The organism is Curtobacterium sp. MCBD17_026, from assembly GCF_003234895.2.
Classification (GTDB): Bacteria; Actinomycetota; Actinomycetes; order Actinomycetales; family Microbacteriaceae; genus Curtobacterium; species Curtobacterium flaccumfaciens.
The window spans coordinates 1,779,933-1,791,902 of sequence record NZ_CP126281.1; the positions used below are offsets into that span (position 1 = coordinate 1,779,933).

General features: G+C 72.9%; 11 protein-coding genes. 3 read left to right on the forward strand and 8 right to left on the reverse strand.

All coding sequences use genetic code 11. The features are described 5' to 3' along the window. The first annotated feature begins 63 nt into the window (after window positions 1-63). The 3 genes from DEI85_RS08340 to DEI85_RS08350 are packed head-to-tail and all read left to right on the forward strand — an operon-like array spanning window position 64 to window position 2,686. Window positions 64-792, forward strand: a complete 729-nt coding sequence (locus tag DEI85_RS08340; RefSeq protein ID WP_111123063.1) for a DedA family protein — start codon at window positions 64-66, stop codon at window positions 790-792. Next, window positions 789-2,027 carry a sensor histidine kinase gene (locus DEI85_RS08345; RefSeq protein ID WP_110859956.1) on the forward strand — a complete coding sequence of 413 codons (1,239 nt, stop codon included), beginning with the start codon at window positions 789-791 and terminating at the stop codon, window positions 2,025-2,027. Before DEI85_RS08340 ends, DEI85_RS08345 begins: the two co-directional genes overlap by 4 nt. Beyond that, window positions 2,024-2,686 (forward strand): response regulator, encoded by a 663-nt coding sequence (locus DEI85_RS08350; RefSeq protein ID WP_111122993.1) that lies wholly within the window; start codon window positions 2,024-2,026, stop codon window positions 2,684-2,686. The genes DEI85_RS08345 and DEI85_RS08350 overlap by 4 nt, the downstream gene beginning before the upstream one ends. Before the next feature lie 86 nt (window positions 2,687-2,772). Here the strand turns inward: DEI85_RS08350 and DEI85_RS08355 are convergent, their stop codons facing one another. The 8 genes from DEI85_RS08355 to DEI85_RS08390 form a co-directional block, all read right to left on the reverse strand. Beyond that, window positions 2,773-3,276, reverse strand: a complete 504-nt coding sequence (locus DEI85_RS08355) for a Dps family protein (protein ID WP_071244661.1) — start codon at window positions 3,274-3,276, stop codon at window positions 2,773-2,775. A 123-nt stretch (window positions 3,277-3,399) separates the two neighbouring features. Beyond that, window positions 3,400-3,822 carry an SIP domain-containing protein gene (locus tag DEI85_RS08360; protein WP_111122994.1) on the reverse strand — a complete coding sequence of 141 codons (423 nt, stop codon included), beginning with the start codon at window positions 3,820-3,822 and terminating at the stop codon, window positions 3,400-3,402. A gap of 29 nt (window positions 3,823-3,851) precedes the next feature. Beyond that, window positions 3,852-4,538 (reverse strand): TetR/AcrR family transcriptional regulator, encoded by a 687-nt coding sequence (locus DEI85_RS08365; RefSeq protein WP_110859952.1) that lies wholly within the window; start codon window positions 4,536-4,538, stop codon window positions 3,852-3,854. Next, a complete protein-coding gene (locus tag DEI85_RS08370) occupies window positions 4,535-6,631 on the reverse strand; it encodes a CocE/NonD family hydrolase (RefSeq protein WP_111122995.1) in 2,097 nt (698 codons plus the stop codon). Before DEI85_RS08370 ends, DEI85_RS08365 begins: the two co-directional genes overlap by 4 nt. Beyond that, the gene (locus tag DEI85_RS08375) at window positions 6,628-8,415 is read right to left on the reverse strand and encodes a dipeptide ABC transporter ATP-binding protein (RefSeq protein WP_111122996.1); all 1,788 of its coding nucleotides are present in this window, start codon (window positions 8,413-8,415) and stop codon (window positions 6,628-6,630) included. The genes DEI85_RS08370 and DEI85_RS08375 overlap by 4 nt, the downstream gene beginning before the upstream one ends. Continuing rightward, on the reverse strand, window positions 8,412-9,299 hold the full coding sequence (locus DEI85_RS08380) for an ABC transporter permease (protein ID WP_110859946.1): 888 nt from the start codon (window positions 9,297-9,299) through the stop codon (window positions 8,412-8,414). Before DEI85_RS08380 ends, DEI85_RS08375 begins: the two co-directional genes overlap by 4 nt. After that, on the reverse strand, window positions 9,296-10,324 hold the full coding sequence (locus DEI85_RS08385; protein WP_111122997.1) for an ABC transporter permease: 1,029 nt from the start codon (window positions 10,322-10,324) through the stop codon (window positions 9,296-9,298). Before DEI85_RS08385 ends, DEI85_RS08380 begins: the two co-directional genes overlap by 4 nt. Then, entirely contained in the window at window positions 10,321-11,922 is a 1,602-nt protein-coding gene (locus tag DEI85_RS08390; protein WP_111122998.1) for an ABC transporter substrate-binding protein, read from the reverse strand. Before DEI85_RS08390 ends, DEI85_RS08385 begins: the two co-directional genes overlap by 4 nt. Between the last annotated feature and the right edge of the window lie 48 nt (window positions 11,923-11,970).

Genomic DNA, 11,970 nt, shown 5'->3' on the forward strand with positions numbered 1-11,970 from the left:
CCGCGCGCCGGCTCCGTAGCGTCGTCCCCGTCGACGAGTTCCGTCGGCGGGAGGGAGCACCCCGTGTTCGACCAGATCACCCCGCTCGTCGTCGAGCTGGCCGCGAGTCCGCTCGTCTACGTCGTCCTCTTCGCCCTGTGCCTGGTGGACGGCTTCTTCCCGCCGGTGCCGAGCGAGGCCGCCCTGGTCGCGATCGCCGCCATCGCCGCGACGTCCGGACAGCCCGTCCTCGCCGTGGTGCTCGTCGTCGCCGCCCTCGGAGCGATCGCCGGCGACTCGATCGCGTACTGGATCGGGCGCCGGATCGGGTTCGCCCGGCTGACCCGGTCGAAGCGACCACGGATCGCGGCGGCCTTCGCGTTCGCGGAGCGGCAGATGCAGCGCCGGTCCGCCAGCCTCATCCTGACCGGGCGCTTCATCCCGGTCGGTCGTGTCGCCGTCAACACCACGGCCGGCGCGACCGGCCTGCCCTACCGCCGGTTCCTCGCGATCAGCGCGATCGCGGGGCTGGCGTGGTCGGCGGTGTCGATCGGCATCGCCCTCGCCGCGTCGAGCGTGCTGCACGAACCGATCGTCGCGGCCCTGGTGTCGATGGTGGTCGCCGCCGCGCTCGGGATCGCGGTCGACCGGGTGCTCGGTACCATCAGCCGCAGGCGTGACGCCCGCGAGGCCCGCGCCGCAGCCACACCCGACACCGCACGAGCCGACGCCGCGCCCGGACTCACCGATGCCGCGCCCGCCACCGCCCCCGCACCCTGCCTCGCCCGAACCGGAGAGATCGCCCGCCCGTGACCGTCGTCCCGAAGCCCCGCCCCAGCTGGGTCCGGCCTGCCGTGCAGATCGGCTTCGTCCTCGTCGTGGTGTCCCTGTTCGCCGTCGCGGCACCCGTGACCGCGGTGTTCTACGGCGTCCCCGTGCCGCTCGCGATGCTCGTGACCGCCGTGTTGTCAGCGAGCGTCGGCCTCGCACCGCTCGTCCCCCGCACGGCGTCGGTCGCGCACCTCGCCGCCCTCGCCGGCCTCGGGATCCTGACGGCACCCGGCACCGTCGGCCCCTGGCCGGTCTCGGTCACGAGCATCATCGGGCTGAGCGTGCTGCTCGTGGTCTTGGGCGTCCGCACCACCTGGCGGCTCACCGCGGTGGTCTGGGTCGCGGCGACGCTGCTCACCCTGCTGCTCATCGGCGTGACGCCCGACCGGTGGGGGCAGGTCGACGTCTGGGCGACGAGCTTCGTGGTGAGTGCCGGCGACACCCTCGTCGTGGCTGCCGCGGCGGTCGTCATCGGGCAGCGCCGGACCGTGCGCGAGGAGCTCGCCGCCGCCCGCCGCGACACCGAGCTCGAGCAGGCCCGACGGCGGAGCGTCGAGGAGCGCTCCCGGATCGCCCGTGAGCTCCACGACGTGGTCGCCCACAGCATGTCCGTCGTGCACATGCAGGCCGAGTCCGCCCCGTACCGCGTCGCGGACCTGCCGCCGGAGGCCCGCACCGAGTTCGCGGCCATCGCCGAGACCTCGCGCACGGCACTGCGGGAGATGCGGCAGCTCCTCGGCACCCTGCGTGGCGACGCCGACGCCGAGCGCGCACCGCAGCCGCGGCTCGCCGACCTGCCCGCGCTGGCGAACGCCACCCGCGCGGCCGGCATCCCCGTCGACCTCCGACTCGACCAGGGGATCGTCGACGACGTCGACCGGCTCGCACAGCTCACCGTGTACCGGGTCGTGCAGGAGGCGCTCGGCAACGTGGCCCGGCACGCGCCCGGCGCGACCACCGTCGTGACGGTCGGGAGGCACGGGTCGGCCCTCACGGTCGAGGTCGCCAACACCGCGCCACCGGTCGGCAGCGTGCCCGGTGCGCCGCCGGACGACGGTGGCTTCGGCCTGGCGGGGATGCGCGAGCGCGTCGCCGCGCTCCGCGGCACGATCGATCACGGGCCGGACCCGGCCGGCGGCTTCCGTGTCGCCGTGCGTCTGCCCACCCAGCCCGCCGCGACCACGTCGCAGCCGACGGCCGACGGAGGAAGCCGATGACGCGGGTGATGGTGGTGGACGACCAGCAGATGTTCCGTGTCGGACTGCGGGCGATCCTCCAGGCCCAGGACGACGTCGAGGTCGTCGGCGAGGCCGCGAACGGCACCGAAGCGGTCGTGATGGCGATCCGACTCCGGCCGGACGTGATCCTGATGGACGTCCGGATGCCGGAGCTCGACGGGATCGAGGCGACCCGGCGGATCACCGCGGCACCCGCGGAGTCGCCCGTCCGCGTGGTGATGCTCACGACGTTCGACATCGACGATTACGTGTTCGACGCGCTCCGTGCCGGGGCGAGCGGGTTCCTGCTCAAGGACGCGAGCGCCGAGGAGCTCGTGCAGGCCGTCCGGACCGTCGCAGCCGGCGACTCCCTGCTCGCACCGAGGGTGACCCGGCACCTCGTCGAGGCCTTCGTCGCCGGCCCGCAGCCGGCGGCCGCGCGGACCGAGGTGCTCGACGTGCTGACCGACCGGGAGCGGGACGTGTTCCTGCTGATGGCGCGGGGGCGGTCGAACGGGGAGATCGCGGTGGAGCTGTTCATCGCGGAGCAGACCGTGAAGACCCACGTCGGCCGCGTCCTGGCGAAACTGCAGCTGCGGGACCGGGTGCACGCCGTCGTGCTGGCCTACGAGAGCGGGCTGGTCATGCCGTCCGCGTGAGGTGCGGGCCCGAGACGCGACCACAGACGGACGGGAGGCCCGGTGCCAGCTGGCACCGGGCCTCCCGCCAGAGGTGTGGTCGCGACTCAGGCGGCGAGGTGCGCCTGCAGGAACCAGCGGTCCTTGGTCAGCGCACGCTCGATCTCGATCGCGACGTCCTGGCTGTTGAGGTCGACCTCGTCGAGGCCGTCGACCGCACGGCGGACCTGCAGCAGCGCGGCGTCGATCTGGGCGATCACCTCGGTGATGGTGACGTCCGAGTTCTGGAAGCCCTGCGACAGCGGCGGCAGGGTGGTGTTCGCGGCGACGGTCGCGATGCGCGAGTCGACCGGCAGGCCGAGGGCGACGATGCGCTCCGCAGCCTTGTCCGCGTAGTCCTGCGCGTGCTCGACGATCTCGTCGAGGAGTTCGTGCACGCCGACGAAGTTGCGGCCACGGACGTGCCAGTGCGCCTGCTTGCCGTTGACGACGAGCGCCTCGAGGTCGATGACGACGGGGGCGAGGAACTGGGCGACCCCGGCTGCGAGCTCCGGCGTGGTCGAGAACGGGGACGTGGTGCTGGGGGTGGTGGTGCTGCTCTGCGTGGTCATGTCGTTTCCTCCTCCGTCGTGGCTACACCCGCGTGCCTGGCCCTGTCCGGACCGGCGCGGTGCTGCCGATGGTCACAACCATGCCCGCCTCTTTTGCATGCCGCAAGGAAGAGCAGGCTGCCCTTACCCGCCGTACTCGACCTGGACCTGCTGGCCGGCGTCGGTGAGTCCGAGCTGCACCATGGACCGTGCGCGCTCGATCCACGGGCTGTCCGCACACCCGATCCACACCGAGGTGCGGGGCTCGCAGCCCGTCACGCACCACTCGGCGGCCCACCCGGTCAGGGCGTGGGCGAGGGCTTCGCCGTGGTCCGCGAAGACCAGCGGGGCGACGGCCGAGCTGCGGGCGCTCCGGACCAGCCAGGTCACGGTGACGCGCGGCGGGGCCGGCAGGATGCGGATCTGCTCGTCGAGGGCGACCTCGACGAAGACCTGCCCGTACGCGTTCTCGGGGAGTTCCTCGAGCTGGCGGTGGATCTCGACGAGGTCCTCGGCACCGCCCGCGATGAGGATGCGTTCGCTGGGCTGTCGCCGGGTCCGTGCCATGTGGCAACGGTAAGGGAAGCCTTACCTCATCACAAGGGGGAACGACCGGTTCCGGCGATGTCCACAGCGGGCACACTGAGTTCGTGCGACAGGAACCGCCACATCCACGACAGGGCGACCGTGTTCGTCAGCCCCGGGACGCCCTGGGCGATCTGGGTCGCGACGCCGTCGCTGTACGCGGCGAGCTGCAGCGCGACGGTGTCGGCGTCCACCGTGTCCCCGTGCCCGTCCCGTTCGCCGGCCCCGTCCGCGGTGGCCCCGAACACCCCGGCGTCCACTCCCCGCCGGATCACCCGCACCAGGCACGCCTCCCAGACGCGGATGCGTTCGGCGTACTCGGCGGCGACCTCGGGCCGCCGGACCACCGCGGTCCAGTAGTCGGACCAGATCCGCCAGTGCTGCCGGACCTGCTCGGTGTCGCCGAACAGCGGGGCCACGAGCATCCGCAGCCCCACCAGCACGTCGGGTTCGGCGTCGACGGCCGCGACGATGGCGCCGTAGAAGCGCTCGGTCTCGAGCACCACGACCTCGTTGAGGATCTCCGCGACGCTGCCGAAGTGGTAGGTCACGGTGCCGACGGAGACGCCGGCCTCGGCCGCGATGTCGCGCAGTCCGGTGGCACCGACGCCGTTCCGGACGATCACCGCGCGGGCGGCCTCGACGATCATCGCGCGTCGGACCTCCGGGCGCTGCCGGACGCGTGCGGCCGCGGTCATGCCGAGGTCCGCGGGACGTCCTCGACGAAGGTCCTCTCGGTGACGAGCACCTCGGGTTCGTCGGGTCCGCCATCGCGGGCCCAGGCGCGCACCGTGTTGACGACGTGGAAGGTGTCGGCGTCGGCGCTGACCTCGGACGTCGTCTCGAGGCGCGCGGCCCACTCCGGCTTCGTCAGCCCGATCGCCCAGCGGGAACTCGCCCGTGCGCTGGTCGGGTCGTCGGAGCGGATCCGGTACGTCTCGCGGGCGTCCTCGGTGAACACGAGGCCGTCCGGGTAGACGCGCCCGCCGCCGTACCCGGGGTCGACGTCGAGCGTCCACTCCCCCGTCTCGACGTCGTGCGTCACCGTGCGCTGCGGCAGCGGGTCGGCCGGCGCCACGGGTTCGATCACGAGGGGCTCGGACCGTTCGGGCCCGGCGAAGGCCACCCCGTCGTCGGTCGACCGGGTCCAGGTGGGCAGGGTGACGCTCGAGGCGGTCGGGTCGATCGTCACGGTGGCCTCGACACCGTGCGGCCACACCCACGGCCAGTAGGACGACGAGACCGCGATGCGCAGCCGGTGTCCGGCGGCGAACCGGTGTCCGGTCGAGACCAGGCGCACGGGCAGGTCGGCAGGCGTCCCGGGCACGAGCACGTCGTCGCGGTCCATCCCGTCGCGCTTGGCGGCGTTCAGCACCCCGCGCGTGACGAGCGTCGACGAGCCGTCCGGTGCGACGTCGCAGAGCCGGACGGTCAGGGTGGCCCGGGGTTGGTCGCTCGTGACGGACAACCGCACGAGCACGTTGCCGAGCAGGTCGAACGCCTTGCCGACGGGCAGGTCGAAGGTGACCGAACGGCCGTCCTCGGCGCGCTGGTCCGGCGGCAGGTCGGTGGCGTTGCCGAACGGGAAGAAACGCCCGGCGTCCACCCCGGTGTGCTGCGGCGACCGCACGACGACCGGTCCGAGGTCACCGCCCCGCAGTGCGGCGAGGGGCAGGACGCGCTCGTGGGTCGCGGCGGAGGGCCACGCCTCGGCACCGATCCAGCGACCGCGACGATCGGCGTAGTACGGCGCGGGGGCTTCGCCCTCGTTGATCCAGGCCCGCAGTGCGGGGTCGTCGTCGACGCCGGTGTCGACCCCGCGCAGCCAGCGGTCCCACCACCGCAGGGTCTCCTGCAGGAACCCGATCGACGGCCCCGGCGCGAGCCCGCGGTCCGGGTACTGGTGCGACCACGGGCCGATGATGCCCTTCACGGGGGCGCCGACGTGGTCGACGAGCCGGAGCACGGCGTCCCGGTAGGGGTCCGCCCAGCCGCCGACGGCGAGCACCGCGGCGCGGATGCCGTCGTAGTCCTCGGCGGCGCTGCCGTGCCGCCAGTAGTCGTCGCGTTCCTGGTGCGCCAGCCACACCGGCGTCAGCGGGCGGTTCGCCTCGAGGCGTTCCCGCCAGCGGTCGATCCACCCGGCGCCGACGACCTCGGGCCGGGGCGGCCGGGAGTTGAAGGCGAACATGGTCGCGCCCCAGGCCGCCATGTCGATGCCGAGCACGGCGCCGCCGACGTAGTGCACGTCGTTGTCGTACCGGTCGTCCGTCGAGCACACCGTCACGATGGCCTTGAGCGCGACGGGTGCCCGGGCCGCGAGCTGCAGCGCGTTGAAGCCGCCCCACGAGATGCCGAACATGCCGACGGCGCCCGTCGACCACGGTTGCTCGGCGAGCCAGGCGATCACGGCCTCGCCGTCGAGCAGCTCCTGCTCGCTGTACTCGTCGTCGAAGAACCCGTCGGACGACCCGGTGCCGCGGATGTCGACCCGCACCGAGGCGTACCCGTGCTGGGCGTACCAGGGGTGCCGCTCCGAGTCGCGCGGTGCGGTCCAGTCGTCGAGCCGGTACGGCAGGTACTCGAGCAGCACCGGCGTCGGACCGCCCGGCCCACCCGGCTGCGTCGGCGACTGCGACGGTGCCCAGATCCGGGCGTGCAGCCGCACGCCGTCGGGCATCGGGATCCACTCGTCGCGGACCGTCACGCCCGCGGGCAGCGAGCCGAGGTCGCCGATGGCGGTGAAGGTGGCGGCGGCGGTGCCGTGGTCGGTGCCGTCGTCGGTCGTCATGCGTCCTCCCAGTTGCGGGTGCGGTGTCCGTCGCCGTGGTCGGTCCAGCCGTCGGTGTGCCGCCAGCGCGGCACCCCGTCACCGACGTCGGGCAGGGTCGTGCTGCCGGGTTCGAGCGTCGCCGCGAGCAGCGTCGACGTGTACGGGTGGTTCGGGCCGGTGAACACCCGCTCGGTCGGTCCGATCTCGACGATGCGGCCACCGGTCATCACCGCGACCCGGTCGGCCACGCCCCGGACCACGGCGAGGTCGTGGCTGATGAACAGGCAGGCGAGGCCCCGCTCGCGCTGCAGGTCGGCGAGCAGCGCGAGGATCCCCGCCTGCACCTGCACGTCGAGCGCGGTGGTGATCTCGTCGGCGATCACGAGCGACGGCTCCGCGGCCAGTGCGCGGGCGATCCCGACGCGCTGGCGCTGCCCACCGGACAGCTGCGCGGGCAGTCGGTCGGCGAACTCCGGCCCGAGCCCGACCTGGCTGAGCAGGGCACCCACGCGCTCCCGCGAGGACGAGCCGCTGAACAACCGCAGCGGCCGCGCGACGGCCGCGCCCACGGTGCGCCGCGGGTTGAGCGACGTGTCCGCGTTCTGGAAGACGAGCTGCACGGCGCGCCGCAGGTCGGGCGCCCGTCCGGCGATCGGCTCGCGCAGGTCGCCGCGGGTCGTGCCGTCGTCGTACGTGAACGTCCCCGACTCGGCCGGCACCAGTCCGGCCAGCGCCGTCGCGAGCGTCGACTTGCCGCTGCCGGACTCGCCCACGACGGCGAGCGTCTCGTGCGCGGCGATCGTGAACGAGACGCCGTCGACGGCGGCCGGCAGACCGCGGCCGTAACGGATCACCAGGTCGTCCGCGGTCACCACGGGGCGGGCGGCGCGCTCGGGAGGTGCGGTGCGGGTGGCCGTGGAGCCGACCGTCCCGGGGACGGACGGGTCCAGGGCGTCGCGATCCCTCCCTCCAGGCCGTCGTCCGTCCGGCACCGCGGCCAGCAGGGCACGCGTGTACTCGTGCTGCGGAGCGGCGAAGAGCGCCGCCGTGGCGGCGTGCTCGACGACCTCGCCGTCGCGCATCACGGCGATCTCGTCCGCCATGGCGGACACCACCCCGAGGTCGTGGCTGACGAGCAGGACGGCCATGCCGAGCTGCCGACCGAGGTCGGCGACCAGGTCGAGGACCGCGGCCTGCGTGACGACGTCCAGGGCGGTGGTCGGTTCGTCGAGGACGAGCACGCGCGGCCGGGCGGCGACGGCCATCGCGATGGCGATGCGCTGCTGCTGCCCGCCGGACAACTGGTGCGGGTACCGGCGGACGATCGCGTCGGGGTCCGGCAGCCGGACCAGCCGGACCAGCTCGGCGACCCGTTCGGGGCCGTCGGGCTCGCCGTGGGCGCGGAGAGCCTCGCGGATCTGCTCACCGACGCGCATCGACGGGGTGAGTGCCTGCCCGGCGTTCTGGGCGACGACCGAGGCGGTGCCGCCGCGGAGCGCCCGGCGGCCGGCCGGCGACAGGGCGAAGACGTCGGCCCCGTCGACACGGACCGTCCCGGCGTCGATCGCCGACCCGGCGCGCAGGTGTGCCAGGAGCGTCCGCGCGACGGTGGACTTGCCGCTGCCGGACTCGCCGACCAGGCCGAGGGTGCGACCGGCCTCGATCGTGAACGAGACACCCCGGACGACGGGGACGCGTCGCTTGCCGGCGGCGTACGAGATGGACAGGTCGTCGACGCGGACGGTCGCGTCGGGCACGGTCGTCGTCGCGGCGGACGTCGTGCCGGTGTCGGTGCGGGTCATGCGCTGACTCCCTGCTTCGCACGGTCGACGCCGAGCGACTTGCTCAGCCCGTCGGCCGCGAGGTTCAGTCCGATCACCAGCGTGGCGAGTGCCACGATCGGGGCGAGCGTGCCGAGCGGCACCACGGTGAGCGCGGTGCGGTTCTCCTGCACCATCAGGCCCCAGTCCGGGGTCGGTGGATTCGCGCCGAAGCCCAGGAAGGACAGCGACGCGACGAGCAGCACGATCCACGAGGCCCGCATCGCGTACTCGACGAGCACGACGTCCAGCACGTTCGGCAGGATCTCGCGGAACACGATCGACAGCGGCCGCTCCCCCCGGGCGCGGGCCGCGGTGACGTAGTCCTGGGTGATCACGGTGCGGGCGGCGCCGCGGACGACCCGGGTCACCGCGGGGGCGTAGACGACCGTGACGGCGAGGACGATGACCCAGAGGCCGGCGTCGAAGACCGTCACGACGACCAGGAGCGCCAGGATCGACGGCACGCTGAGCAGGGCGTCGACGACGCGCATGACGACCTCGTCGAACCAGTTGTCGGCGTAGGCCGTGACGCAGCCGAGCACGGTGCCGACCGCGACGGCGATCGTGGTGGCGAGGAAGGTCACGGACAGCGCGTAGCGACCGCCGTTCAGGGTGCGGGAGAGCACGTCACGGCCGTACTGGTCGGTGCCGAGCCAGTGCGTCCACGTCGGACCGGCGAGCACGTCGCCGGCGTTCGTGGCGACCGGGTCGTGACCGGCGATGACCGGCGCGAGCAGGGCGAGGACGACGTGCAGGGCGATGAGGCCGAGGCCGATGCTCAGCGCCGTCGACCCGCGCAGGGGTGCGAGCGCGCCGGCGAGCACGTCGCGTCGGGCGCTGCGGCGGGGTGCGGTGGCGGTCATGCGGCGGCCTTCCTGGTGCTGCGGGCGCCGCGGGTGCGCGTGCGCGGTCGTCGCTGGCGGGTCCGCAGCTTCGGGTCGAGTGCGAGCGCGACGAGGTCGGCGGCCAGGTTGCACACGACGTAGATCAGGGCGCTCAGCAGGGCGATCGCCTCGATGGTGGGCAGGTCGCGGTTGAACACCGACTCGAGCATGAGCTTGCCCATCCCCGGGTAGTTGAAGACGTTCTCGACCACCACGACACCGCCGAGCAGCCACGCGACGTTGAGCGCGACGACGTTCAGCGTCGGGAGCAGGGCGCTCGGGACCGCGTGCTTCCAGACCACCCGGCGCATCGTCAGGCCCTTGAGCTCGGCCGTCGTGACGAACTCCGACGCCATCACGTCGATGGTCGACGAGCGGGCCGTCCGCACGATGTAGGCGGCCATCGCGAGGGTCAGCACGATGATCGGCAGCCAGATGGTGGGCAGCAGCTCGGCGACGGGGGCGTCGCTCCCCCGCAGCACGACGGCGGGGAAGACCGGCAGGCCGATCGCGAACAGCAGCACCAGGACGGTGGCGACCATGAACTCCGGCACGCTCATCACGACCAGGCTGACGATCGAGATGACCCTGTCGCTCGGACGGGCGCGGCGGACACCGGCGACGACCCCGAGCGTCAGGGACACCGTGACGCCGACGAGCATCGCGGGCACGGCGACGAGCATGCTGTTCCGGAAGGCCGTGAACAGCGTCGGGGCGACCGGTTCGCCGCTGACGAGCGAGGTGCCGAAGTCGCCGTGCACCGCGCCGCCGAGCCACTGCAGGTAGCGGAGCCACACGTTCTGGTCGAGGCCGAGGGTCTCGCGCAGCTGCTCGACGGCGTCGGGGGTGGCGTTCTGCCCGAGCAGCTGCTGGGCGACGTCGCCGGGGAGCGCCTGCACCGCGAGGAACACGAAGAGCGAGGCGAGCACCACCGTCAGCACGGCGATGCCGACCCGGCGGAGGACGGGGACGAGGACGTCCGACGGCGTGTTCGTGGTCGTCATCGGCGCAGTCCGATCCGCAGGTAGTCGAACTCGAAGCCGTACTCCGAGTAGTTCACGACGTCGCGGGACAACCCCACGAGCCGGTCGCCGAACATCGGCGTCATGTCGGCGCCGTCCTCGACGACGAGCCGCTGGGCGTCCTGGTACAGGGTGAGCCGCTTGGCGTCGTCCATCTCGGCGCGGGCGTCGTCGAGCAGCCCGTCGAAGGTCTCGTTCGACCAGGCGCTCTCGTTGTACGACGACCCCGAGCGGAAGATCTGGTTGAGCAGCTGGTCGATCGGCCGCCCCGTGAACCAGTAGCTCACCATGAGCGGCTTCTGCATCCAGATCTGCGTGTAGTACGAGTCCGAGCTCGCGTTGCGGACGGTCAGACGGATCCCCGCGTCGGCGACGGCGTCGCGGTAGGCGACGGCCATCGGGGTGAACACCGACTCGTAGCTCGACGTGTAGATCGCGGCGCGGAAGTCCTCACGCCCGGCCTGCTTGAGCAGCGCCCGGGCCTTGTCCGGGTCGTACTCGCGGTGGTCGTCGACGAACGCGGCGAGCTGCGGCGGCACGGGGTTGTCCCAGCCTGCCGAACCGGTGCCCTGCAGCGCGGTGTCGACGATCTTCCGGGGGTCGTAGGCGAGCTTCATCGCCTGGCGCACCCGCGGGTCGCTGAACTCGTCACTCGTGGCGAGCATCGGGATCGTGTACCACTGGGCGTTCTTCGACCGGGCGACGGTGGCGCGGTCGGACGCCGACACCACCCGAGCGGTCGCGAAGTCCAGGTTCGTCTGCGAGATGAGGTCGATCTGCCCGGCGAGCAGGGCGTTCACCCGCGCGGTGGTGTCCTGGATCGAGTAGAAGTCGATGCCGTCGAGTGCCGGGCGGCCAGCGAAGTGGTCCGGGAACGCCTCGACGCTGCCGGCACCGGCGGGGGTGAACGACGACAGCCGGAACGGCCCCGTCCCGATCCCGGTGCGGCCGATGTCGGCGATGGCGTCGGCCGGCACGATGTAGCACTGGTAGGCGGTGAGCAGCGACGGGAACTCGGCGTTCGGCTTCGTCAGCGAGAAGCGCAGCGTGTACGGGTCGACGGCGCGCATCGAGTCGGCGTCCATGACCTCGCCGAGCACCCCGGCCTGCGGGCTGCCGGTCTTCTCGTCGAGGATGTGCCGGATGCTCGCGATGGCGTCGTCGGCGGTGAACCGGGACCCGTCGTGGAAGACCACGCCCCGGCGGAGCGCGAAGGTCCACTCGGTGCCGTCGGCGTTCGCGGACCACTCCTCGGCCAGGTCCGGCACCGGGGTGCCCTGCTGGTCGAGCTTGACGAGCCGGTTGTACAGCGCGCCGAGGTACTCGTAGGCCGACAGCGAGCTCGCGGAGTCGAGGGTCTCGGCGGCGGACGCGGCGGGCCGTGCGATGCGCAGGCGTCCGCCGCGACGGGCGACACCGGTGGCCGCGGCCTCGGGGATCGTGGGGGTGCCGGCGGACGCACCGGAGCTGCATCCGGCGAGGGTGAGCAGGCCGAGGCCGGCCAGACCGGCGGCGCCGGTGATGAGCGCCCGACGGCTCGGACCGTGGGCATTGCGGGGTTCGGGGACGATGGGCTGCATTCGGGGTGACCCCTCCTGTAATCGTTCCGGTGAACGATAGAGGTCCCG